The organism is Haloferula sp. BvORR071 (assembly GCF_000739615.1).
Taxonomy (GTDB): domain Bacteria; phylum Verrucomicrobiota; class Verrucomicrobiia; order Verrucomicrobiales; family Akkermansiaceae; genus Haloferula.
This window is the reverse complement of the sequence record NZ_BATP01000020.1, coordinates 141,040-164,569: the sequence shown is the minus strand read 5'-3', so window position 1 is coordinate 164,569 and position 23,530 is coordinate 141,040. Positions and strand designations below refer to the sequence as shown.

At 63.9% G+C, this 23,530-nt stretch carries 19 protein-coding genes; 3 read left to right on the top strand and 16 right to left on the bottom strand.

Annotated features, from left to right (window positions below; translation table 11 throughout):
- Nucleotides 1-4: 4 nt before the first annotated feature.
- The 15 genes from BV071_RS09745 to coaD form a co-directional block, all read right to left on the bottom strand.
- Nucleotides 5-529, bottom strand: a complete 525-nt coding sequence (locus tag BV071_RS09745) for a hypothetical protein (RefSeq protein ID WP_035605664.1) — start codon at nucleotides 527-529, stop codon at nucleotides 5-7.
- A gap of 130 nt (nucleotides 530-659) precedes the next feature.
- The gene (locus tag BV071_RS09740; protein WP_035605662.1) at nucleotides 660-1,337 is read right to left on the bottom strand and encodes a hypothetical protein; all 678 of its coding nucleotides are present in this window, start codon (nucleotides 1,335-1,337) and stop codon (nucleotides 660-662) included.
- Nucleotides 1,338-1,766: 429 nt separating this feature from the next.
- Nucleotides 1,767-6,104 carry an FN3 associated domain-containing protein gene (locus tag BV071_RS09735; protein ID WP_265594277.1) on the bottom strand — a complete coding sequence of 1,446 codons (4,338 nt, stop codon included), beginning with the start codon at nucleotides 6,102-6,104 and terminating at the stop codon, nucleotides 1,767-1,769.
- A 468-nt stretch (nucleotides 6,105-6,572) separates the two neighbouring features.
- A complete protein-coding gene (locus BV071_RS09730) occupies nucleotides 6,573-7,910 on the bottom strand; it encodes a hypothetical protein (protein WP_035605655.1) in 1,338 nt (445 codons plus the stop codon).
- A complete protein-coding gene (locus BV071_RS09725) occupies nucleotides 7,907-9,460 on the bottom strand; it encodes a hypothetical protein (protein ID WP_035605650.1) in 1,554 nt (517 codons plus the stop codon). The genes BV071_RS09730 and BV071_RS09725 overlap by 4 nt, the downstream gene beginning before the upstream one ends.
- A gap of 222 nt (nucleotides 9,461-9,682) precedes the next feature.
- Entirely contained in the window at nucleotides 9,683-13,342 is a 3,660-nt protein-coding gene (locus BV071_RS09720; RefSeq protein WP_035605646.1) for a hydantoinase B/oxoprolinase family protein, read from the bottom strand.
- Between the two features lie 178 nt (nucleotides 13,343-13,520).
- Complete coding sequence (locus BV071_RS09715; RefSeq protein WP_035605643.1) at nucleotides 13,521-14,096, bottom strand: NAD(P)H-dependent oxidoreductase; 576 nt, start codon at nucleotides 14,094-14,096, stop codon at nucleotides 13,521-13,523.
- A gap of 69 nt (nucleotides 14,097-14,165) precedes the next feature.
- A complete protein-coding gene (locus BV071_RS09710) occupies nucleotides 14,166-14,714 on the bottom strand; it encodes a hypothetical protein (RefSeq protein ID WP_265594276.1) in 549 nt (182 codons plus the stop codon).
- A gap of 78 nt (nucleotides 14,715-14,792) precedes the next feature.
- Nucleotides 14,793-15,194: a hypothetical protein gene (locus tag BV071_RS09705; RefSeq protein WP_035605639.1), complete on the bottom strand. Its 402-nt coding sequence runs from the start codon at nucleotides 15,192-15,194 to the stop codon at nucleotides 14,793-14,795.
- Nucleotides 15,195-15,263: 69 nt separating this feature from the next.
- Entirely contained in the window at nucleotides 15,264-15,674 is a 411-nt protein-coding gene (locus BV071_RS09700) for a hypothetical protein (RefSeq protein ID WP_035605637.1), read from the bottom strand.
- Between the two features lie 114 nt (nucleotides 15,675-15,788).
- On the bottom strand, nucleotides 15,789-16,463 hold the full coding sequence (locus BV071_RS09695; RefSeq protein WP_035605634.1) for a family 16 glycoside hydrolase: 675 nt from the start codon (nucleotides 16,461-16,463) through the stop codon (nucleotides 15,789-15,791).
- Nucleotides 16,464-16,526: 63 nt separating this feature from the next.
- Complete coding sequence (locus BV071_RS09690) at nucleotides 16,527-16,913, bottom strand: DUF1801 domain-containing protein (protein WP_035605629.1); 387 nt, start codon at nucleotides 16,911-16,913, stop codon at nucleotides 16,527-16,529.
- A gap of 172 nt (nucleotides 16,914-17,085) precedes the next feature.
- A complete protein-coding gene (locus BV071_RS09685) occupies nucleotides 17,086-17,613 on the bottom strand; it encodes a hypothetical protein (protein ID WP_035605626.1) in 528 nt (175 codons plus the stop codon).
- A 71-nt stretch (nucleotides 17,614-17,684) separates the two neighbouring features.
- Complete coding sequence (locus BV071_RS09680) at nucleotides 17,685-19,730, bottom strand: carbon starvation CstA family protein (protein WP_035605624.1); 2,046 nt, start codon at nucleotides 19,728-19,730, stop codon at nucleotides 17,685-17,687.
- 258 nt (nucleotides 19,731-19,988) lie between these two features.
- On the bottom strand, nucleotides 19,989-20,477 hold the full coding sequence (gene coaD / locus BV071_RS09675) for a pantetheine-phosphate adenylyltransferase (RefSeq protein ID WP_035605621.1): 489 nt from the start codon (nucleotides 20,475-20,477) through the stop codon (nucleotides 19,989-19,991).
- A 72-nt stretch (nucleotides 20,478-20,549) separates the two neighbouring features.
- Between coaD and BV071_RS09670 the strand changes: the two genes are divergently transcribed.
- From BV071_RS09670 to BV071_RS09660, 3 genes are all read left to right on the top strand, one after another.
- Nucleotides 20,550-21,407, top strand: coding sequence for an endonuclease/exonuclease/phosphatase family protein (locus BV071_RS09670; protein WP_265594275.1), 858 nt, complete (start codon nucleotides 20,550-20,552; stop codon nucleotides 21,405-21,407).
- Between the two features lie 197 nt (nucleotides 21,408-21,604).
- A complete protein-coding gene (gene lpxA / locus BV071_RS09665; protein WP_035605619.1) occupies nucleotides 21,605-22,378 on the top strand; it encodes an acyl-ACP--UDP-N-acetylglucosamine O-acyltransferase in 774 nt (257 codons plus the stop codon).
- A 51-nt stretch (nucleotides 22,379-22,429) separates the two neighbouring features.
- Nucleotides 22,430-22,960: a hypothetical protein gene (locus BV071_RS09660; protein ID WP_265594274.1), complete on the top strand. Its 531-nt coding sequence runs from the start codon at nucleotides 22,430-22,432 to the stop codon at nucleotides 22,958-22,960.
- A gap of 25 nt (nucleotides 22,961-22,985) precedes the next feature.
- Here BV071_RS09660 and BV071_RS09655 read toward each other — a convergent pair whose 3' ends face one another.
- Nucleotides 22,986-23,507, bottom strand: a complete 522-nt coding sequence (locus BV071_RS09655; protein WP_035605612.1) for a hypothetical protein — start codon at nucleotides 23,505-23,507, stop codon at nucleotides 22,986-22,988.
- Nucleotides 23,508-23,530 lie beyond the last annotated feature (23 nt).

Here is a 23,530-nt window from a genome sequence, read left to right as displayed (position 1 = left end):
CCCTTCACTGCTCTTGTTCCATCCCAGCGCGGATATCCGCGACCACTGCCGCAGCCTCGGGAGTGTCCGACCATGCGGGCAGGGCCAGCAGATCGGCGGCTTCCTGGAGGGAAGCGATCTCCGTGGTGTCCTTCAGCTTCGAGGCGGCGTCGCGCAGGAGCGGGACGGCATCGGCTTCGCCGAGCTGGACCATGCCATCACGGGCGGCGGCGCGGATCTCGGCATCCGTATCGAGAAGGAAGGGGCGGATCGCCTTCACGCCTTCCGGCGAGTAGGTGACCACGGCGGCATCGATGATGGTGTGGGCATCCTCGCGGCGTTCGTCGAGGCTTGCTGGCTTCGCATCATCCTCTTCCTTTTGCGCGACTGCGTCCGTCTTAGAGGGGGCGGTGCGATTGCTGCGCGCAGTCTTCAGGCTTTGGGGAGCGGAAGAAGAAGCCTTGGAGTTGTCGTCATGGCCCTTGGGAGGAAGGAGCACGATCAGGGCGACCCATGCAGCGAGACCGAGAAGGAGAAACAGTCTTTTCATAGGGGTAAGCGGAGAAGTCATTGGAGAAGTGCAGTGGCCAAGATCGGGAGGAAGAGGAGCAAGGGGCCCCGCCGGTCCCAGAGGAGAGGGGCGGCGGGGCGGGTGGTGGAGGAGGAAACGAATGAGGCTGTTAGGGAACCGTGGCGCCGGGGAAGAGGGCGATGAGGTTGCCCAAGGCGGGACGCTGCGTGCGATAGGTGCCGGCGATGATGCCTTGGCCGGTGAAGCTATCGCCGGTGATATTGAAGTTATCGATCTGCGTCTGGATCACGTGATTGGTGGTGCCAATCTTGAGCGTGCCGAACTTGATCGTCTGCGTGCCGGCGGCGGTGCTGGAGCCTTGCTTGACCGCCATGGTGGCGTAGGTCTTGCGGATCAGGTTCGGGCGTGCCGGGCCGGTGGCCGGGATGATCGAGCTACCGGTGGTGGCGGTGCCTTGAGCCACCGGCTGACTGAGCAGGTTGGCGGGCACGGCCACGGCAGTCTTGCCGGCCTTGATGGCGTAGAGGTTGCCGACGCCATTTGCATCCGCCACGCGGGCGATGCTCCAGCCGGTGATCGTGCCATCGAGAAGCGGCGCGGTGCGCATGGCCTCCAGGATGTCGCGATTGACCAAGCGCACGGAGTTCACGGTGAAGGTGCGGCGCTTGGAACCCTGTGGCAGGTTCTGGTCTTGCGGCGCGTTTTCGGTGGTGATGGTCGCTTCGAAGAGAAGAGGCGAGATGGATCCCGGCTTGGGGGCGGCTTGTGCATGTGCCGCAGCAGTGCCGAGCAAACCAAGGAGCGGGATGATGATGGATTTCTTCATTGAGGAGCAGTCGTGATATCGAAATCGCGGGAGGGGCTGCGGGTCCTCAGCTCCATGTTCCGTCGATTTCACCAAGCAAGTCGGGCGGGCATTCGGTTTCTTGGCAGATTTCGCGAAAAATTTTCAGGATGAGGGAGTTCCGTGAATTCGAAGCAATCGGGCGTTCTTATCCATCCGCAGGAAGGGGGCCTTCGGTTTCAGGGTCAATGCGTCATTCTTCCGCTACACCTAAAGTGGAAGGCGGAGGGAGTGCTCGGTGGAGGGGTTTGAGGCAACTTGCACGGTTGTACGATGCCTACCGGAGTTCCCGATCCTTGGTGGAAATATCGCAGGAACACGCGCGATGCCCGCGTGCTCTCCGATAGAGCCTGCCGCGTGAATGAATTCACGCAGCGTTGACTCCATCCACGGCCGGGGTCTTGGCCGTGATCACGGCTCCGTCACAACGATCCTCACGAAGCGCTGGGCTGCGGGGCCTTGCCCCACGGGAAGGGGATCGCGGAAGCTGAGGATGGCGGTGCCGTCAGCTTGTGACACGGCGGGGCCGGTCGATGAGAGGGTGTCCGGCCAGGACAGCAGATCGTTTGAGGCCTTGGCGGTGATTTGCACTCCGCTCAGGTCGCGGAGGATCCGCAGGCTTAGTGTTAGGTACCTTGCCTCGGTCGCCGGATCGGTCCACCAGGAAAGCTCAGGTGCAGGCCGGGACTTCGAGTCCAAGGGCGAGCTGCCGGTGATCATCTCGATGAGGTTCACCATGCCATCGCCGTCGGGATCCGCGTTGTTGCCCCACAAGCTGGCTTCCTTGGCAGGATCGGCCAGGTCGGTTGCGCTGAAGTTCAGCCCGCGCCAAGTCTGCGGATCGAGTGTGTCGGCAGTGCCGGGCTTGCCGCCGCGGCTGAAGCTGGCGCGCCAGCTGGTGCCCAGTGCGTGATCCGGATTGTCCGCCGGACTCTTCAGGACCAGCACGAAGCCACCGCCGTCCGGAGTCACGGGCCATGGCGCGATATCGTCGTAGAAGAATTGTTTGATCACCGCAGCGCCGGTGCCTTCCAGGCGCAGGGTCTCGCCGCCGTTGCTGAGATCTCCGCTGAAGCTGCCGGCGATCGGCAGGCCGGGGCCGTAACGGAATTGCAGCGCCGCGGCATTTCCCGCCACCAGCACCCGCCCGCCCGGCGCAAGCACCGGGATCTCCGAGCCGGCAAAGCTGAACTCGATGCCCGTCTTGAAGGCCAGTGCCGAAATGTCCAGCGTCTGTGAGGAGATGTTCATTAGCTCGACATATTCGAAGTCGGCATCGGAATCGAAGCCTGCGGCCTGTTCCGCTTCGCTCGGGTTGTCTGGGTGGTAGTGGATCTTGCTGACTACGATATCTCCAGTAGCTGCGGGCAGGGCCCCGATGAGGCTGGCCTCATCCAAGGCCGACCACACGCCGGTGCTGCTGCGGAAGCGCGCCCTTACCTTGACCAGCCCATTGATCGGAATGCCGGGGCTGGCGTAAGTGCTGCCGGCGATAGCGCCACCCACGGCACGTGGATCGCTGCCATCCAGCGTGTAGTAGATCGTGCCGGTCTGGCCGCCGGTGGACAGCGAGAGCAGGTAGCCGGGTGCCACCGAACCGCCGCGCTGCGAGAAGAGCGGCGCATTTACCGAGGGGAACAAGCCACGCGTCCGCAGGTGAGTGATGAGGTTGTAGGTGCGGGTGGCGAAGAAATTGCTGCGCAAGTAATTCAGGCGCGCTTGCCACTGGGCCAGGGTGTGGTTGGTGGCATTCGTGCCCCAGCGGGCCGCATCCGCGACGATCGCCTGGGAGATCTGTCCCGCGCGCGCATCGAAGAGTGCCTGCGCGGCAGAGGGCGTGATTGCTCCACCATTGAAGAGATGCTTCTGGATGATGTCCGCAAAGCGGATGCGGTACTCGGGGCTGGCGCTGAGGTCCTCGTGGATCCACTCCGGATTGGAGTAGGTGAAGTTCGGGCGGTTGCTGGCAGTGGGGGCGGCTGTATTGACCCGGTCCTCCACGAAGAGGGAGGTCTTCATCGAATGCTCCGAGTCGTGGACGAAGAAGCGGAAGCCATCGCTGGCGGAGCGGTTGCGGAGGCCGCGCCAGTTGTTGGCGATGTTGCAGCCGCGACTGTTGATCAGCGGTGCGTCGCCATCGCCGATGTAGAAGATCACCAGCATGTAGGTGATGAGGTTGTCGATGTCCACGTACACGGGCATCGCGGGATTCCGCACGCCGTTCGCGTTGCGTCCGCTGAGGGCGAAGTAATTCGCATCGGTGGGATTTGCCGCGTGGGCGCGGGCAAGGTTCCACATGGTGCTCCAGGCGTCGAGTTGGCCGCTGGAGACTTCGTAGGTCAGGGCGGGGTGGCTGGAGGTTTGGATTACATCGTAGTCATCTGAACGTCCGCCGAAGTAGGTGGCACCGTAATCTTCCTGGGCGCGTTCCTCGGTCTGATAGATGCCCCAGTATTGGCCATTCAGATAGAGGTGGAAGGACTGCGTGCGGGTGGAGGCCTGGCCGGTGGCTCCCATCAAGTCGCGGGCGAAGACTTCGTGTGTGGCCGTGTTCTGCACATCGGAGGAATTCGACCAGTGGTAGTTCTGCTCGGTGCGCAGATCGAGGGTATCGAATTGATCGGTGCCGGATGTGCCGTGCAGGGGATAGGTGAGCTTGGAATCGCCATAGCCGCCGCGGAAGAAAAGGCGGAAGCCGTGCCTGACGAAGCCATCGCCGCGGCTGGCACCTCCGCGGATGCGCAGGCCGGCATTGATCTGGAAGCCATCGCTGCCATCCGCGGGCATGAACTCGAAGGAGGCGGGGCGCTCCCACAGGGAGCCCTTCTGGTCGGCATTGACATAGATGCCAGTTGCCGAGGAGGTGAGGTTCTCCTGATCTGTGACCAGCGAGACACTGGGAAGCTGCTTGAGACCGTCCAGCAGTTGCTGGTTGGTGTATTGCGTCTTGAGCGTGGTGTTCCAGCCGTAGCGGAATTGCTGGCCATTGACGGTGCCGGCGGGCCATCCGGCGGGGGCGGTGCCGGTGGCATAGATCTGGTTCGCCAGTACGTCATTCAGCAAAATATAGCTCTGGGTGACCACGGGCGAGGGCAGGTAGCCGCTGCGGAAGGCGCGGGCCCGGATGGTGCGGGTGCTTGAGATATCGAGCGGGCCGGTGTACGCGGCGCTGGTTTCCGTCGGGGTGCTGGCATCCGTGGTGTAGCGGATGACCGAGCCGCTGGTGATGCAGGAAAGCTCCAAGGGGAAGCCGGATTCGTAGAGGCCGTGCGGCATCGAGAAGTAGACATCATCCGTGAGGCCTGCCGAGGCTGTGCCATTCGCGGCCCCGGGGGTCGGGTCCGCGTAGAATGCGATGAGGTTGTTAGACAAGCCCGCGGAGAGGTTTTGCCGCTGCGGCGGGTAAGCCGGGGCGAAGGCGGTGGCGATGGCGCCTTGCGGAGTCTTCAGCGCGAGGTACTCACCATCGGCACTCAGGCTGAAATTCGTGTGCAGGTTGCCGGCTGGATTTGTGCGATTCTTGGAGGAAGCGAAGACGATGCGATAGCTGCTAGCCTCGATCGCGGACTGCGCGGGGAAGTCCCAGGTATTGGCGGAGTCCTGGAGGCGATAGCCGGCCAAATCGATCGCGAAGGGATTCGGGTTGAAGATCTCGATCCAGTCGCCGCTGTCGCCATCCTCATCCGTCAGTCCGCCACCGTTGCTGGCGAGGAATTCATTCAGCACTGCCGCTTGTGCGGTGGTGCCGATGTAGATCGTGACCGTCTTGGCGGTGCTGCCGGTGGAGTTTTGCGCGGTGAGCGTGTAGGTGGTGGTCTGCGTCGGCGAAACCGTAGCCGAACCGCTGGCAACCGCGGTGGACGACTGCACTCCCTGATTGACCGAGAGGGTGGTGGCGCGCTCGGTTTCCCAGCTCAGCGTGACGGGGGCGCCGGCAGTGGAGAGCAGGCCGCGGGTGGAGCTGATGCTACCGGCCGTCGCCTTCAGCTTGGTGTCGGGGGCCGGAGTCTGGAAGGTGGTGGGCAGGTTGTACTTCTGCTGGAGATACCAGTTTACTTGGTCCATCGCTTCCGTGGTCATCTGGTCCTGGAAGACGATGATCTCCGCGACGCTGCCCTTCCAAAGGCGATTGGCGCCGCTGTAGGGGCTACCCATCCAGAAGTTCTCGTAGATCTTGTCACTGCCGGCGAAGGCCCGGACCAGATGGGCGGCCCCGGTGGTGTAGGCACCGGCGGAGGTCATATTCACATAGAGCGTGCCGGTCACGGGACCATTGCCGACGAAGTCATTCGAGTCCACGTTGTGACCGGCCGAACGATAGAAGCTGGTCGAGTCGTTGCGCCGGATGTTCAGCTTGTCGTTCCCGGTGCCCAGCAATCCGGCGAGGGCCGGTGTGGGACTTTCCAAGCAGACCACGGCATAGATGGCGCGGGCTTGGTAGTTCGCGCCGGTTCTCTTCATCACGTCGTCGATGCCATCGAAGTGAACCGAGGGCTTGCCATTGAAGCGGGGGTCGCTGGCGGTGAAGACCGGTGTTTCATTGGCCCCGGCGCTCAAGGGGCCCCAGCTGAGCACCGGGGTATTGTCCGCCTGGTTGAGCGCGTCTGCCTTGAGGTGCAGGGAGACGTGGCCGTAGTCGGCGGGGTCGAAGGCGCGGGCCGACGGGGCGAGGCAGCATAGGACGGCCAAGGCGATCAAGAGAGGAAGGACCCGAGCGGGAGAAGGCAGGGGGACGGGGAAACGGAGCATATGAGAAGGGGCGCGGGGATGGGCTCGCCTTGTTTCAAGGTGGGTTAAGGCCCAGGCAAAAAGCCGGAAATGAGCCACGGAATACACGGATCGCAGGGAAGCGAAGGTTTAGTGCGGGTGGGCGAAATGCGGAGGGCAAAGGCAGAGAGACACCACGAAAGGAGCGAATGGCACAGGGAGGTCCACGCGCGGCGCTGCTGCTGCTTTGGGAAGTGCGCCCGTTTTGGGCGCGTGTTGCCTCGGCCCGCCGTGGGAGTTCCCGGAAGCTTCAGCCTAAGGGAGGACGGCAGCGGGGGAGGGTCTGGAGCAAGCGATCACTGGGAATCAGTCGCGACGGGCACGAGGTGGGGGGAATCCACCTAGAACTTGGGTGGCGTGCTGAGGCGAGGCTTCGCACAGAAAGCGGCGATGCCCACCGCACTCCCAGAGACCTGTGGCTCAAATAGGGGCACGTGTTGGTGGTGCGATTCAACGTGCCTTCCAACCGGTGCGCTTCTCCCACTGCGAGCGCCAGCTCTCGGCCTCGCGCTTGAAGCTTGCGTCGCCGATCTGGTCGAGGGCCCAACGGGAAGCGTCGGGGTTGTTGTGGGCGTTGAGCGCTTGCTGCGAGTACTCGGCGTAGGCGCGGTCGTGCCAGACGCCGGGCGGGATGCTGGCGAGCCATTCGCGCGCGCCGTCCATGTTCGTGTTCAGATAGTGATCGACGCTGCGGTGGAAGAGTTCGGTGGTTTCCTTGCGCACCGGCAGGCTGGTGGCCCAGTCCGCGACTTCCTTGGCGGCGCCGTCGCGGGCGAGTTGCTGGAGCAGGACGGTGGTTTCGCGTTGTTCGAGTTTCGTCCATGCGCCGTTGTCCACCAGCAGGGTGGCGAGACCGAGGGTGTTCTCCGCGGAGTCCGCGGGCGAAACGTCGAAGGCCGACCACAGCACCTCGCTGCGGAGCGCTTCTGGCACGGCGGCGACCTGCGCTTCGATCTCCGCGACGCTTTGCGAGGAGAGCTGCCGGCCCCACTGGATGGCGAGGACCTTGGCCATGCGCTGGTCCTGCGGGCCCAGACCGAGGATTTCTTGCTTGAGGGCTTCCGGGGTATTGTCTGCCGCCGAGCGACCGGAAAACTTCAGTAGATCCTCCGCGCTCACCACATCCTCGGGAAGGCGGGCGAGCACAGCGAACAACTTCTCCGCCGTCTCCGAGCCTGGCCGGAGTTCCGAGCGGCAGGCGGCGATCGCTTCATTGCGGTCGCGCCAGGAAAGCTCGCCGAGTTTGGAGGCGAGGAAGAGCGGATCCTTGTTTCCGACCGCGCTGATCCAGACGTGGCGCAGCATGCCGGTGCCCACCCCGAACTGGCGGCGGCGGATCATTTCCCAGCCGCGGGCGGGATCCTTGGCTAGCTCAGCGGAGAAGCAATCCAAGAGGGGACCACTAGGATCGTAGTAGCCGCCATTGTCTCTATCCCATTCCTCCGCCAAGGCGGCCTCGATCGCCGCGACCAGATCGACCTCGGCCCATTGCCTCAGGAGGTCGCGCTGGAGCTTGATCCGCTCGGTGGTGGAGAGCTTGGCGGTGCGGACGGCCTTCCAGGCACGCGCGAACTCGCCGCCACGCCATGAGGTGGATGGCTGGAAGCTGCCGCTCTTTTGCCGCGGTGGAGTCTTACCGCCGGGGGCATGGCCCGTGGCCGCGGGGGAGCTTTGATTGCTCTCCGGATCCGCGGTTTTGCCGGCTTGATCCGGCAAGGCGAGGAGCAGCCCGAGGGCTGCCACCGCGAGGTGACTGGCGAGAAGGATGAAAACGCTGTTTCGCTTCATTCGCTTTTCTTGGGCGGATAGAGTTGATCGCTCAGCTTGCGGGCTTCGGCCGGGTTCTGCTCGCGCGTGGCCCAGATGAGGGAGTTCATCGCGGTTTCCTTGTCGATGCCCGGCGGCATCTGCTTGACCCACTCGACGTAATCGTCGCCGTAGCGCATGAGGAAGCCGCGCGCCTTCCAGTTCCAGCCCTTGGTCCGATAGTCCTTCTCCTCCGCTGTCACGGGTTCCGGCAGCGAGGAGAAGAAGCTGAGATAGTCGTCGGGATCGATGTTCACCATGCTCTGCCAGGTGGAGTTGAACAAGGCGTCGCGACGGCGGTCTTCCGGTAGTGAGTCGAGCAGGGGCAGGGCCTTTTTGGCGTCCTCTTCGACGAGTTGTCGGTAGAGTGAAACCAGCAGCGCTTCCTCCGCCTCGGGCGGCACCTCCGGCATGGCGCTGCGAATCGCGGCGGTCACGTCATCGAGCGAGGAGACGCCGTTGCGGAATTCGTAGCGCCAGTCGCGGTCTTCGGTGAGGATCTTGAGGAGGTCGCGTTGGACCATTTCATTGAGCAGCGTCTGGTGGTCCTTGCCCTCCTGGTCGGACGATTGTTGGAGGGCTTCGATGCGGCGGTCGTAATCCAAGGAGGTATTGCTAGAGGCGAGGAAGTTCTGCCGCTTGCGCGCGAAGTCCGCCATTTCCGGGTCGAGGCCTTCCCGCTCCAGCAGCCACTGGGCGGCCTCCTCGCTGCTGCGGGCGAAGCCCCGCAGTAGATCCGAGCGGACCTCTTGTTGGTCGGGGGATATGGCGAAGTCGAACAGGGCCTGCCGGTCCCTGAAGGGTGTCGCCGTGCCCACTTGCAGGTAGTATTGTTCCCGCTTGCCGGAGGGATCGATCGCGACAAAGCGGCGCTGGCTGGAGAACAAGGGGTCGCCCTTCATGGCGGCTTCGAGCTGCAAGATCAGGGCGAAGCCTCCTCCCGCTTTCATCTCCTCCATGGCGACGCGCCCGAAGGGCTCGCGGGTGGAGGGGTTCTTCCATAGCCAGGGCCAGGACTTGGTGATCCCTTGTTCGGCGGCCGCGTCCTTGATGGCGGTATAGCAGAGGGATGGAAGGAGATCCATCTCCCTGGCGACTTCGTCGGTGGCCAGGAATTTGATGATCTCGGCGGGGTCTTTGGCTTGGCGCAACCAGTGGAGGACGCGCACGGCAAGCTCGGTCAACTGGCGTTCGGCTTCTTCGCCGTTAGGGGCCTCGCCCCGTTTCATGGCGGAGTAGGCGCGGATCGCTTCGATCGCCGCGGCCTCGGGATCGGCGGCGACGGGGAGGGTGGCCTTCAGCAACCTGTAGGGTGAAGTGGAGCTCTCCTTCTGGTGCTGGATGAAGTCGGCGAGCAAGGCCTGGCCATCGGCGCTTGGTCCGGAGTTGTTGCGGTCGGCGGACTTCGCGTTGGGGTGGGGTGATGCGGGGTTGCTGGCGCTGGGGCTGTGGGTGCTGCCGCGGGTGATGCCGTAGACGAGGCCGAGAACGGCAAGGTGGCTTCCGATGAGGAGAAGGGGGCGGCGGCTCATGAAAGGAAAACAGCGAGATAACTGAGTAACCATCTCAGCAGATCAGGGAGTTGATTGGCAATTCACCATTTTGTCCTGCTCTGGTGCTGCGGTGGGGCCGTTTCCCTCTTTGGGCGGGGATCGGCCTAGAACTTGGGTGGCGTTGGAAAGGGTGAACGCGCACAAAAAGCGGCGATTCTCGCGCGCACTCCGAAAGCGGCTGCGCCGCGAAGCGGGAGACGGTTAGGTTCCCCAGCCACCGCCGCCGGGGGTGGAGATGCGGACGCGCTCGTTGGCGCTGGCTTGGTAGGTGACGGCGCCGGGGAGGAGTTGTTCGGTGCCGTCGGGGAGGATGCGGTGCTGCATGCCGTGCTGACCGGCTTGGCCGCCGTGGAGGCCTTGGGGGGAGCTGTTGCGGCGTTCGGTGAGGAAGGAGACAGTAAGTGGCTCGAGGAACTCGACTTCGCGGATGACGCCATCACCGCCGGTATGCAGGCCGTGGCCGCCGGAATTACGGCGGATCTCGTACTTCCAGAGGCGGACGGGGAAGCGGTGTTCGAGGATCTCGGGGTCGGTGATGGCGGTATTTGTCATGTGGACGTGGCGGCCGGAGGCACCGTGGTGCTGCGGGCCGGCGCCGGAGCCGCCGGCGAGGGTTTCGTAGTAGCCGAAGCTCTCGTCGCCGAAGAGGAAGTTGTTCATGGTGCCGGGACCATTGGCGGCGAGGTCGAGGGCTTCCAGCAGGAGGTCGGTGAGGCGCTGGCTGGTCTCGACATTGCCGCCGACGACGGCGGGGGCCTTGGCCGGATCGGGGTCGAAGTCAGGCGAGAGGAGACCGGTGGGAACGATGATATCGACGGTCTCTAGCAGGCCTTCGTTGAGCGGGATGTCTTCGCCGAGCCAGAGACGCAATGCGTAGAGGACGACGCTACGGACAATGGCGGGAGTGGCATTGAGATTGCGCGGGTGGACGGGACCGGTGCCAGTGAAGTCGATCTTCATCGAGCCAGCGGAGGCGGTGAGATGGACCTGGAGCGGGGTTCCATCGTCGAAGCTGGAGATCACTTCATGATCGATGTCCACGGTGGCGAGGCGGGTGGCCATGAGGGCGGCGGAGCGGTCGAGGATGCCGCGGAGTTCGCTGCGGACGGTGTCGCCGCCATGTTCGGCGATGAGGCGTTTGATGGCGATGCTGCCGTGGAGGACAGAGGCGAGCTGGGCTTCCAGGTCGGCGAGGTTGTCGCCGATGCGCCGCGAGGCCCAGGGAGCATCGAGCAGCAGCTCTTCCACTTCATCGAAGAGCGGTTCGCCGCCTGCCATTAGCAGGCGCGGGGCGATGACGACGCCTTCCTCAGCGAGGACCTTGGCATCGGCGGGCATGGAGCCTGGAGCCTTGCCACCGATCTCGGCGTGGTGGGCGCGGTTCGCGACGAAGGCGACGCGCTCGCCCGAAGGATCGAAGACTGGTGCGATCAGAGTGACGTCCGGCAGGTGCGAGCCACCAAAGGCGGGGTGATTGGTGATGACGACATCGCCGGGGCCGGGATCGAGGATCTTGAGGACTTCGCGGACGCAGACGCCGAGGGCACCGAGGTGGACAGGGACGTGCGGGGCGCTGGCGACGAGGTGGCCGTCTGCATCTAACAGGGCGCAGGAGAAGTCGAGGCGTTCCTTGACGTTAGTGGAGAGGGCGGTGCGGCGCAGCATCTCGCCCATGGCGGTGACGATGCCTTCGAAGCGGCTGCGGAAGAGGCCGGCGGAAACGGTGGAAGGAGTGCCGAGCGGGGAGAGCGGAGTGCGGAGTGGTGAAGAAGTGGGGCGATCCAGCAGCAGGGTGTCTTTGCTGCCTTTCCGCATCTGCCAGCCTTCGGGGATGACGCAGGTGGAGAAGCGGTCCTGCAGGAGGAGAGGACCGGGTGTTGTTTCGTCGGGGAAGGCTTCGGGGATGGAGGGAGAGCTGTGTTCTTCGGCGACGACTCGGAGGGCGACGAGCTCGAGTTCCCGGCCGGCGGTGGGCGGGTAGCCGTAGAGAGCGCGGTACTCGGTGACGAATTTGTCCTTGAGTGAGGTGGTGGACTCGGCGGCAGAGGTGGCCTCGACGGTGAGGGCGGTATCCTGGCCCTTGAGACGGAGGTCGGCGAGCCAGCGGAATTCGGGATGGTCGAGGCCGCTGGCAGCTCCGCTGGCGAGGGCTTGCCATGCGCCTGTTAGATCGGCGGCGATGCTGTCGAAAGAAGCGAGGACTTGCTTCACGCGCTGCTCCTGGCGGCGGGCGCGTTCGAGGCCCCAAGCGCTAAGCAGGCCGGCATCGGCAGGAACGAGAACGGTGCTGACGCCAAGCTTCTCCGCGACGGCGCAGGCGTGCTGCGGGCCGGCACCGCCGAAGGCGAGGAGGGCAAAGTCCTGAGGGGCGCAGCCTTCGCGGACGCTGACGCCGCGGATCGCCTCGGCCATGGTCTCGACGGCAAGTTCGCGGAGACCGGCGAGCAGGGCTTCGGCGGTGGTGGATTCGCCCGCGTTACGGAGGTCTGTTAGAAGCTCATCGAGGCGGGCCTCGGCGGCGGCGCGATCGAGGGGGATGCCTGCCTTGGCTGCGTCCATGTAACCGGCGAGGATATTGACATCGGTGAGTGTCAGAGGGCCGCCGCGGCCGTAGCAGGCAGGGCCGGGATCGGCGCCGGCGCTATCGGGGCCGACTTCGAGGCGGCCATTGTGGAAGCGGCAGATGGAGCCACCGCCAGCGGCCACCGTTTCGATCTTGAGTGCGGGGGCGAAGACGCGGGCGGGGCCGATCTCTTGCTCTTGGCGCCAAACGAAGGGGCCATCGATGCGCGCGACATCGGTGCTGGTGCCGCCCATGTCGAAGGTGAGGACGCGCGGGAAGCCGGCGGCCCGGGCGAGCTCCGCGGCACCGACGAGGCCACCGGCGGGACCGGAGAGGAGCGAGTCCTTTGGCCGGAAGCGGCTGGCGGGGACGAGGCCGCCGGCGCTGGTCATAAGCCATGGCTCGCTGCCATCAAGGGCACTCGCGACGCGGCGGACGAAGTGCTCCATAACGGGTGTTAGAAAGGCTTCGGCGACGGCGGTCTCGGCGCGCGGGAGCAGGCGGATGAGCGGTGCGATTTCCGCAGAGAGGATGACGTGGGTGAAGCCGGACTCGCGGAGGATTTCGCCAGCGCGCTGTTCCTGCTGTGGGTCTTTCCAGGAATGGAGCAGGGCGACGGCGGCGACGCTGCAGCCTTGGGCAATGGCATCGCGGGCCGCGGCGCGGAGGGCGTCTTCCTCGAGAGGGACGACGACATTGCCCTCGCGATCAAGGCGGGCGTGGATCGCGGCGGTGAAGGCGGGGAGGACTTCAGGCGCGGGCTGCGAAAGCGAGAAGAGGCGGGCTCGGCGCTGGTCGCGGATCTCTAACAGGTCAGCGAAGCCGTGGGTGGTGAAGAAGGCGAGGCGGGCACCCTTGCGTTCGAGGAGGGCGTTGGTGCCGCGCGTGGTGGCGACTCGGAAGTCGGCAGGCGGGAGCTTTGCACCGGCGGGGGTGCCGGTGAGGATGCGGGCGACGGCGACGGGCGCCTCATCGCCGCAGGAGAGGGTGAGGATTTGGCCAGCTACCAGGTTTTTCGTATCTCCGGAGAGCTGGAGGAGCTTGGCGCCTTCGCGGCTGTCTTGGACGATGGTGTCGCCATCGTGCCAGTTGCGGAAGGTCGAATCGAGAGCGGGGAGCTCGGAGTCGGTGAGCCAGTAGTTGTCATCCTGCTTGGAGATGAGGCGGCAGCGGAGGGTGCCATCGGAGAGGATCTTGGCACGGCGCTCGATGGCATCGGGGCCAAGCGCCCAGGCGTCGGTGAAGGTGCCGCCGGTATCGACGCGGATGCGCCAGGGTGCTGCCGTGCCGATTGCCATGGGGTCAGGAGAGTTTAACCGCGAAGGGGCGCGAAAGCCGCGAAATTTGAACAGCCGGAGATCAAACCGCGGAATACACAGAATTGGAGTGCGGGTTTGGGGCTCTCCACTGTGAGTTCCTGTCTTTTAAATTTCGCTCCCTTTTGCGTGATTTCGCGGTTGAAACCAGAAGCACCTGTTAGGCGCTGAGCTTTGCGGTGGTGGCGAGGAGAGTGGTGACGACCCTGCGAACACTCTCAAGATCCTTGGGGTTCTTGAGTTGGCCGGCGTCGTCGAATTTGTCGTAGGCGCTGGAGAGCGCGAATTGGGCGGGGGTGACGAGGACGCCGATGTTGCCGAGGATGGAGCGCAGATGGACGAGGCCGCGCATGCCGCCGAAGCCACCGGGAGAGGCGGAGAGGAGGCCGGCGACCTTGCCCTTGTAGGCGGCGAGGTCGGGCTCGTCATCGGTCTCGGTGCGGCTGACCCAGTCGATGATGTTTTTCATAAGCGGGGTGATGGAGGAGTTGTACTCCGGCGAGACGAAGAGGATGGCCTGGGCGGCGAGAAACTTCTGCTTGAGAGCCTTGGCATTGGCGGGCAGGCCTTCGGCTTCTTCAAGCTCGGCATCGTAGAGGGGCAGGCGGAAGTCGGCGGGATCGACGAGGTCAACGGCGGCACCGGCCTCGGTGGCGATGGCAGCGGCGATGCCGGCGAGTTTGCGATTGAAGGATTCGCGGCGGGCGCTGCCGGGGAGAATGAGGAGCTTGGTCATGGTGGTGGAGGGTAATGCCGAATGCAGAATTTTCGAATGAGGAATGGAGTGTGTGGGGGGCGGGATGGCTCAGGAGCGCCAGGTGCTGATGGAGAATACAAGCATGCCATCGGCGGTGCGGTAGCTGAAGCCGCCTTGTTGAGCCAAGGGCTCCGTGCCGCGGGTCCAATTCTCCTTGGTGAGGTCGGCGAAGCGATACCGCGGACCGATAGCCTCGGCTTGGAAGTCGGCTTGTCCTTGTTCGAAGAGCGTTAGCAGGGCCCAGCCGGTGCGGTTCCAGTGGTCGTTGTTGAGGCAGAAGTTTCTGTTCCGGACACGGATGACGTGCCGAAGCAAGGCGAGCTGGGCTTCGACCTCGTAGCGATTGGGGTGATCGTCTCCGCCGATGGAGCCCACTTTCTCCAATGCGCCTATGAGATCCTCGGGCGTGGCGAAGAAGCGGGGCGTCGAGCCATGGAGCGATTCGACAACGCAGGAGACCTGGAGGGGTGGCGGGGGAGCGCGGCGCTCTTCGTTTTCCTGCTTCTTGCAGGGCATACAGAGGCCCCCGGTGTGTTCGGCGGTGATTTGGAGAATCTCGGCGCCGCAGGTGCTGCAGGTGGACTTGGGTGCAGTCATGGAGGCGGGATCGATGCAGTCTAGCAAGGGCTGTGGAGTTGCCCGGCCTGAGCTTTCAGAGAAAGGTCCCTGCCCGCCTTATTGGCCCTCCGTCTTTCGCAGAACGTAGGCGGCGGAGGCGGGGGACATGTCGAGCCACTTGGCGGGCCACATGACCTTGCCGCCTTCTCCGGTGCGGTCGGCGAGGACGATGTGATGGACCATCGGCTCGGTGCCTCCATCCTTCGGGTGGTAGGTGTAGATCCAGTAGTATTCGCCGGGATGCTCAGCGGCCTGAGCCTGATAGGAGATGCGGGGGCCGGGGAGGGGTTCGGCGGGGCTAAAAGCCTTCTGCACTTCGGCGAGGCTGGCGGCGCTTGGCAGGGTCATGAGCTGTTCGTCGCGCACGGCATTGCGGTTGCCGACTAGATGAGGAGCTGCGCAACCCGAAAGGGAGAGCAGGCAGGCGGCGAGTGGGGCGAAGCTGAAAATGGCCTTCATTGTCGCCGACGATGAGTGGACGGTGGGCGGCGGGCAGCAAAATTCTTCCCGATCGGTCAATCCGCAGGACTACATCTGGCTGACCATGTAGGCTGCGGTGGCCGGGGGAGTTTTCCGGTATTTCTCCGGCCAGACGATCTTGCCTTTCTCTTCCAGTCGGTCGGCGAGGACGATGTGATGGACCATTGGGCCGCTGCCGGTCGGCGGATTGTAGGGATAGACCCAGAAGAATTTGTCTTTGTCGCTGGAGCGGTAGGCGAGGCGGTTGCCGGACTGCGGCTCGCCGCGGCCGAATTTTTGTTCGAGCTCGCCGAGACTCACTTCCTGGGGCATGGAGCTGACCTCGGCGGCGGTGAGCGGGCGGGTGTCGGCGGCGAGCTTGCGGATGGCGTCCTGTTCTTCGATGGGCGCGCGGCAGGAGCTGGCGGCGACGGCCAGGAGACAGCAGGCGATGGCGACCGGGATTCGGGTGGGAATCATCGCCGGGAGCTTGAAGCAGACGCGGGGCGGGAGGCAGCAAAAATCAGAGCTGAAGATCGTGGGATATTGGGATCCGGGTCATGCCATGGCCCTGTGATGAGGATCCTTTCCTCCTCACTTCACCGTGATGAGCTTGTCCTCCTTGGGATCGGCCTCAAGGTAGATCTCCTTGTATTCGGATGTGCCGCCGCCGTGGCGGAACATGCCGACAGGGCCGGGAATGATGCGCTTTTCGGGATTCGTGCGCTCTGCGGGGGTCGGGTGAGTGTAGCGGACGATCTCCACTCCATCGACGGCGGCGCGGAGGGTGCCTTTGTCGAGATTGAGGAGCATCTCGGTGAGGTGCCACTCATCGGAGCTGCGCGGACCTGCGACCAGAGTCTGGTGGGGGAGGTCCTTGTGCTGAGGCGGGTGGTAATCCCACATGCCGCCGAAGGGTGGCATGAACTGGAGCCAGCCGGCATTGTCGATCTTGGGCTTGGCGGGATCCGTGGGGCGGTCGCCCCAGAAGAGCACCCCGAGGTGGTCCTTGTTCACGGGATTCATGCGTGAGCTGAAGATAAGGCGGAAGCTGCCGTAGTCGGCCTTCGTGTAGGCGAGGCGCGAGGTGCCGGCGCTGCCGCGCATGATGCCGCCTTCGACGATGGTCCAGGTGGAGGAATCGGCGATCCAGCCATCGAAGTTCTGGCCATTGAAGATCTTGGCGCAGTTGGGATAGGGGGCCGGATCTTCCGCGTGGACCAGAGTGATGGGGAGAAGGAGAGCGGTGAGGAGAAGAAGGGGTTTCATGGGTTTGGGGATGGTGGAGGAAGTGGGAGTGGGATGTCGACTACCCGGAGGGGTAGCCGGGTGCTACTTCCCTCGGGCCCGTTTGGCGGCGAGCTTTTCGGCGTTCTCGGCGATGCGGTGCTTCACAAGTTTCGTAATGAGCGCCGCGGGGAGGGGTTTGCCGTAGGGAAATTGGATCGTGGCCTTGTGGGTCACGTAGTCCGCCAGCTCGCCCTTGAAATGGGTGACGGTGCTGGTGCTGGCGAAGAGGCTCATGTGCCGCTTGAAGGCGGCGAAGTGGACGAGGTTGCCGTCTTGCTTGAAGGTGGGCATGCCCCAAGCGATGGTCTCGCTGGCCTTGGGCGAGGCCTTGCTGATGATGGCGCGCATGCGCTCTAACATCGCGCGGATCTCGGGAGGAAAGTCCGCGATGTAGGCGTCGATGGTGGCGGGCGGAGGAGTGTCGGCCATGTCAGGTCACGCGGGTGTAAGTGAAGAGCAGACCCTGGGGGGAAGATGGGTGAAGCCAAGCGAAGTCGAATCTGTTGTCTGATGGTTCACCGGGGAGCCAGAACGGCTCTAGTAGGAGAGCAGTATAAGGCGTCCGCGGCGCGTGGCGGCGCGTGGCGGCGCCGATGTCTTGCTAGACTTCGAGCGGCGAATAGTAGTGCAATCTCAAGTCATCCTGCCAGCGCCAATCCGGCTGGCCGATGGTGCGGAGGAACAAGGCGAGCAAGCCATCTTCATCGAGCTCGACGTTGCCGATTCCATCCTCCTCGTCGAGCAGGCTCAGGGTGTCGTCGGGATCGAGGGAATCATCATCGAAGCCATTGTCGTCGTCGCCCCCGGTAGACCTGCGCTCGAGCGTCTCGCCAAATGCATGGAGCTGATACTCGTAATAGCAGGCGGTGGAGCCCAAATGGAATACTCCCGAGCGACCGTTTGCGGACAGCATGAGGGAGAGGTCGGTGAGCGCGTCGTATTCAGTGCGAGTCGCCGCGACCACAACTCCGTTGGGAAGGATGCCAATGGCAATCCGGCCGGTGGAATCGGATGACGTTGCCGTTCCGAAATCGGTGGTCTTGGCTTGTTTCTCGTAGCCCGGAGCGAGCGAATCGAGGAGATCCGGATTCCAAGGGCCGCCGCAAGCGATGCTGGTGTTCCATCCCATATTGTCAGGTTCTTGAGCTAACAATCGAATACCCTGCACTGGTGCAGGAACTCAAGCCTCAGCAGTCGTGCTTACTCCGCCAGCGCTACATAGTCGCTCTCCTTCAGCACTACCGGCTTCTGCTTGCGCAGCAGCAGGATCCACTCGCGGCAGCAGCCGATGACGATGGCGGCGACGAAGAGCAGGAACATCGCGGTGATGACGACATCGACGCGGGCGTTGGTGAGGGCGGTTTGGGTCTTGGCGAGGGCGGCTCCGTTGAGGCCCTCGGCAATGGCGGCCTTTTGCTTGGCGATCTCGGGTAGGAAGCCGGCGGCCTTGGTGGACCAGATCTTCATGATGCCGGCGGTGAAGGTGATGACGGTGAGGAAGACCATTGGCACGAAGGTGCACCAGGCGTAGCGGACCTTGCCCATCTTGATCAGGATGGTGGTGCCGAGGCAGAAGGCGATGACGGCGAGGAGCTGGTTGGCGATGCCGAAGATCGGCCACAGGCTCTTGGCGATCCCGGAGGGATCGATGGCACCCTGATACATGAAGTAGCCCCAGGCGGCGACGAGGAGGAAGGTGGCGGTGACGTTCGCGCCCCAGGAGCCGGTCTCGCGGAGCTTGGGGTGCATCTGGCCTAACAGGTCCTGCAAGATGAAGCGTCCCACCCGCGTGCCCGCATCCAGGGTGGTGAGGATGAAGAGCGCCTCGAACATGATCGCGAAGTGGTACCACAGCGAGAGGGCGGTCTGCCCGGGGATGACCTTCGCGAACATGTGGGCCATGCCGACGGCGAAGGTGGGCGCGCCGCCGACCTTGCCGATGATGTGCGGCTCGCCGAGGTCGTGGGCGAGTTGTTCCATCTCCACGCGGGTCACGGCATACTCGGGGCCGTAGGAATTGATCTTGGCGATCTGGGCCTCGACGGCGGGGATGTTGTTGGGATCGACGGGCGAGTTGATCGCGAAGTACTGGCCGGGCTGGAGGGCGCAGGCGGCGATGATCGCCATGAGCGCGACGAGCATTTCCACGACCATGGAGCCGTAGCCGACGAGGCGGATATCCTTCTCGCGGGCCAGTAGCTTCGGCGTGGTGCCGGAGGAGATCAGGGCGTGGAAGCCGCTGACGGCTCCACAGGCGATGGTGATGCAGACGAAGGGGAAGACCGGCGCCGCGACGACGAAGCCAGAACCATCGATGAAGGGCGTGATCGCCGGCATGTGCAGCGGCGGGTGGAGGAGTATGATGAAGACCGCGAGGATGGCGACGGTGCCCAGCTTCATGAAGGTGCTGAGGTAGTCGCGTGGCGCGAGCAGCAGCCAGACCGGCAGGACCGCGGCGGCGAAGCCGTAGATCATGATCGCCCAAGCCAGATCGGTTTTCTTCAGCGTGAGCGCGGCCTTCATCTCATCCGTCAGGTATTGGCCACCGGCGACCGCGACCAGGAGGCCGACGACGCCGAAGATGGAGGCGGCGGTGACGCTGACCTTGCCGCTCTTGATGGCCAGGCCCATGACCATGGCGAGCGGGATGGTGCAGGCGATGGTGAAGAGACCCCAAGGGCTCTCGGCGAGGGCATTGACCACTACCAGGCCGAGCACGGCGAGGATGATGGTCATGATCGCGAGCAGGCTGAGCATCGCGATCAGGCCGACGACGGGATTGATCTCCTCCTTGAGCATCTGGCCCAGGGATTTGCCATTGCGGCGCATCGAGGCGAAGAGCACCACCGCATCGTGCACGCCGCCGCCGAGGGTGGCACCGACGAGGATCCAAAGGGTGCCGGGGAGATAGCCGAATTGGGCGGCGAGGACCGGGCCGACCAAGGGTCCGGGGCCGGCGATCGCCGCGAAGTGGTGGCCGAAGACGACCCACTTCGGCGTGGGGACGAAGTCCTTGCCATCGCTGCAGGTTACCGCGGCGGGCGCGCGGCGGTCATCGACGGTGAGGACTTTGGCAACCAGCCAGGCGGAGTAGAAACGGTAGGAGATCGCGAAGGTGCAGACGCCGGCGACGACCAGCCAGAGGGCGTTCACAGGCTCATTTCGCTGGAAGGCGGCGATGCCGACGGCGGTGGCGCCGAGGAGGGCGATGGCGATCCAGAGGAGGATGCGGAGCAGGGATTTCATGGGTTCTGACCGGCAGATGTCGCGAGCGGGGCCTTGGGTGACCGGAATCGTCGCGGGGTGGAGTTTTCCCGAAAGCGGCGTGGCTGGAAATGGGAAAACGCGGCTGCGGGAGCGCTCTTTCGGGGGAGAGCGGACATTCTTGTCCGCTTGTGGACGGGGGGCGCGGATGTCGGGGCGTCTCCAGTGAGGCCAAGGCTTTCCCATGGGCGGACAGAGTGTCCGCCCTCCACAGGGCTTTGCGGTGATGGGGTAGCCGCTTTACTTCACCCGCTGCTCCAGCGCGTCGAAGACGGGGGCGGGGACGTAGCGGCGGACTTGGTCCTCCCAGCCTACCGGGCCGACGAGGCCCATGACCATGCTGGATGACACCTCCGCCATGTCTCGCGGGGGCATGAGGAAGATGGTGGTGATGGCCGGGGCGAGGTCGGCATTCACGTGGCGCATCACGCGCTCGTACTCGTAGTCGTTCGGGCCGCGGATACCGCGGAGGATGAACTTGGCGTCCTGCTCGCGGGCGTAGTGGACGAGGTAGCGGTTGTCGAAATGAGCGATGGTGAGGCGCTCGGCGGAGGGAATCGAGGCGCGCAGGAGCTCGAGGCGCTGCTCGACGCTGAAGGTGTAGCTCTTGCTGGGATTGCTGCCGATGGCGACGATGAGGCGCTCGAACATTTCGAGTCCTCGCTGGATCATCCAGAGGTGGCCATTGGTCGGCGGATCGAAGGATCCGGCATACACCGCGGTGCTCATGGGGTGGAGGGTGGAGCGGGACGGGGAAAGTTCCAAGTTCCAAGAACGGCAGGGATGCGTTAGAGGGAGGGCGTGAGATGTTTGTGGTTCCCCCTGTGGCAGATTCTGGCCGGGCTGGCCGGTGGGGAGCCGCTGGCGATCCGGGCGGTGGCGGCGAATTTGACCTCCGACAACGCGCAGAGCTACTCGCCGGACAATGGCAACCACAGCAATCCTGAGGGGGCGGGAGCGCGGATCCTGAAGGCTCTGAAGCCGGATGTGGTGCTGATCCAGGAATTCAACACGACGATGCCGACGCGGCAGTGGGTGAATGCGACCTTCGGGCAGGATTTCCATGTCGCGAAGGAGGAGACCAAGGGGATCCCGAACGGGGTGATCAGCCGCTGGCCGATCGCGGAATCGGGGATCTGGGATGATCCGCAGCTCGACAACCGCGAGTTCTTCTGGGCGCGGATCGCGCTGCCGGGCGGCAAGGACCTCTGGGCGGTGAGCCTGCACTTGCACTCGAAGAATGCGAGCTCCCGAGCGACCCAGGCGGAGGCGCTGATGAAGGCGCTGGCGGGGAAGCTGCCGAAGGACGCGCTGCTGATTGTGGGCGGGGATTTCAACACGCGGACGACGCAGGAGCCCTGCTTCAAGCTGATGGAGAAGGCGCTGGTGGTGCCAGCGAAGCCTCCGCATGACGGGATGGGGAATATCTTCACGAACAAGCCGCGGAACCGGCCCTACGATTGGGTGCTGGCGAGTCCGGTACTGGACAAGATGGAGGTGCCGGTGAAGCTGGCCGGGCAGGAGTTTGAGGACGGGCTGGTGTTTGACACCCGGGTATTCGAGCCGCTGGAGAAGGTGGCACCGGCGCAGGCCGGGGACAGCGGCCTTCCTCAGATGCAGCACATGGCGGTGATCCGGGATTTCAAGGTGGGGGAGTGACGGAGGCACCACCAATCAACAGCCGATCCCACGAATGAAGGCAGGAAAAGCCAGGCTCCGAACTTTTCCAGCCCTCCCAGATTCGTAAAATTGGCTGTTCATTCGTGGTGCCTCCACTGCCTTTTCCCCGCCGCCAAATCCGGCGCTGAGCCAAAAAACTATCGCCATTCCGGCCCGCGTGCTTCGTGATTCCGCCCGTGATCCACTCGACCGCGGTCATCTCACCGGAAGCGAAGCTCGGCGCAAACGTGCGCGTTGGACCCTATTGTGTGATCGGGGCCGGGGTGGAGCTGGGTGAGGGCTGTGTGCTGCACTCGCACGTGGTGATCGACGGGCCCTGCAAGATCGGGAAGGAGAACGAGTTTTTCGCCTTCGCGGCGATCGGCGGGAAGACCCAGGACCTGAAGTACATCGGGGAACCGACCTACCTGGAGATCGGGGACCGGAATGTCTTCCGCGAGAACACCACCGTGCACCGCGGGACGGTGGCGGAGATCCCGACGCGGATCGGAAACGACAATTTGCTCCTGTGCTACTCGCACGTGGCGCACGATTGCCAGCTTGGGAATCACATCATCCTTTCGAACAACGGCACGCTGGCCGGTCACGTGGAGGTGGGCGACCATGCGATCGTCTCCGGGCTGGCGGCGATCCACCAGTTCTGCCGGATCGGTTGCCACTCGATCATCGGTGGCTGTGCGAAGATCGTACAGGACGTCCCGCCCTATATGATCGTGGACGGGCATCCGGGGGCAACGCGTGGGCTGAACCTGATCGGCTTGCAGCGGCGTGGTTTCGATGAGAAGTCGATCAAGGCGCTGAAGACGGCTTACAAGAAGCTCTTCCTGAAGAAGGACGGGAACCTGGCGACGGCGCTGGGTTCGCTGAAGGCGGAGAAGGCGGCGAACAACGAGCAGGTGAAGCACCTGATCGAGTTCGTGGAGGGATCGAAGCGCGGGGTGAGCCGGTAAGCGGAAAGCGAAGAGATGATGAACCGGGCGCGCCTTGCTTTGCTGGGACTAGTGGCCTTGCTCGCGGTGGTGAGCAGCGGGTGCATGGTGAATCACTCGCGGAAGACCTACGAGATGGTGGAGGTGAAGATCCCGCCGGATGGGAGCTTCGAGGATGACTTCGTTGTGCAGGTGTTCTCGACTTCCTATAGCTCGAATATTTTCGCGAATGATGTCCGGGCGCCGTTCCGGATCGATACGCGCTACCACACGAAGAAGCCGTACCGGGCCTATGGGTTTGAGCGAGTGACGATCGCGAGCGGGAGCTTCCGGCAGGACCTGGTGGTGCCCGCGGATCGCTTGAGGGTGATGGCGCACACGGTGACGAGCGGTGTAGGGAAGGGGCAGTACTATGCGGAGATCAATCTGCCACGGAAGTTTGACTACGTGCCAGCGGACAAGACGGAGATCCTGACGCTGGAGATCCAGGGCTGGGTGGAGCGTGGAAGCGGGAGGAGGCCCTTTGTGTGGAAGGAGAGGTACCGGTATGAGGAAAATCGCGTGAGGGCGTGGGTGACCTTTGAGGACCTGATGGGGATTTGAGGGAGCACGTGGAGTTGGGCTTCAGTCAGTCCGGATAGTAGCCGAAGCCGCTGTCCTGATGATACCAATAGCCGGTGCCGGGATTGTTGAGGTAGTAGCCGAGGGACATTTTTCCTTCGGGGAAGGAGTAGCTGATGTGGCTTTTGAACTCGGGGTGGGAGAAGGTGTAGCCGTCGAGGGTGGTCGGGTAGTTGCCGGTTTTCTGCTGGATTTGGTGGATGTGCGCGAGGACGCCGACGACTTCTTCATGAAGAATGGCCCAGCGGCGCTGTTGGTAGGCCTGCCAGAGAACGAGGCTGCCGCCGCAGATGACGATGAGCCAAGCGGCGAGGCTGCGGTTGGCGAGGCCGAGGAGTAGCAGGGCGGCTGTCCCGGCTGTGGCGAAGGCATAGACGCCCACCATGATCTCGCCCTCGGTATAGTAGACGTTGTGGGTCATGCAGGCGGCGGTGCCACAGATGACGAGGGTGATGGCGATGAGGATGGGCCAGGAAGGTCCGGGGGAAGTACGAGATGTGTCGTGGTTTTGGAGTGGTGGAGTTTCCATGGCGGAAGTTGAGTGAAGGCTTG

Coding starts and splice junctions, on each gene's coding strand:
- BV071_RS09745 (WP_035605664.1), bottom strand. CDS start 529: ATGAAAAGACTGTTTCTCCTTCTCGGTCTCGCTGCATGGGTCGCCCTG.
- BV071_RS09740 (WP_035605662.1), bottom strand. CDS start 1,337: ATGAAGAAATCCATCATCATCCCGCTCCTTGGTTTGCTCGGCACTGCT.
- BV071_RS09735 (WP_265594277.1), bottom strand. CDS start 6,104: ATGCTCCGTTTCCCCGTCCCCCTGCCTTCTCCCGCTCGGGTCCTTCCT.
- BV071_RS09730 (WP_035605655.1), bottom strand. CDS start 7,910: ATGAAGCGAAACAGCGTTTTCATCCTTCTCGCCAGTCACCTCGCGGTG.
- BV071_RS09725 (WP_035605650.1), bottom strand. CDS start 9,460: ATGAGCCGCCGCCCCCTTCTCCTCATCGGAAGCCACCTTGCCGTTCTC.
- BV071_RS09720 (WP_035605646.1), bottom strand. CDS start 13,342: ATGGCAATCGGCACGGCAGCACCCTGGCGCATCCGCGTCGATACCGGC.
- BV071_RS09715 (WP_035605643.1), bottom strand. CDS start 14,096: ATGACCAAGCTCCTCATTCTCCCCGGCAGCGCCCGCCGCGAATCCTTC.
- BV071_RS09710 (WP_265594276.1), bottom strand. CDS start 14,714: ATGACTGCACCCAAGTCCACCTGCAGCACCTGCGGCGCCGAGATTCTC.
- BV071_RS09705 (WP_035605639.1), bottom strand. CDS start 15,194: ATGAAGGCCATTTTCAGCTTCGCCCCACTCGCCGCCTGCCTGCTCTCC.
- BV071_RS09700 (WP_035605637.1), bottom strand. CDS start 15,674: ATGATTCCCACCCGAATCCCGGTCGCCATCGCCTGCTGTCTCCTGGCC.
- BV071_RS09695 (WP_035605634.1), bottom strand. CDS start 16,463: ATGAAACCCCTTCTTCTCCTCACCGCTCTCCTTCTCCCCATCACTCTG.
- BV071_RS09690 (WP_035605629.1), bottom strand. CDS start 16,913: ATGGCCGACACTCCTCCGCCCGCCACCATCGACGCCTACATCGCGGAC.
- BV071_RS09685 (WP_035605626.1), bottom strand. CDS start 17,613: ATGGGATGGAACACCAGCATCGCTTGCGGCGGCCCTTGGAATCCGGAT.
- BV071_RS09680 (WP_035605624.1), bottom strand. CDS start 19,730: ATGAAATCCCTGCTCCGCATCCTCCTCTGGATCGCCATCGCCCTCCTC.
- coaD (WP_035605621.1), bottom strand. CDS start 20,477: ATGAGCACCGCGGTGTATGCCGGATCCTTCGATCCGCCGACCAATGGC.
- BV071_RS09655 (WP_035605612.1), bottom strand. CDS start 23,507: ATGGAAACTCCACCACTCCAAAACCACGACACATCTCGTACTTCCCCC.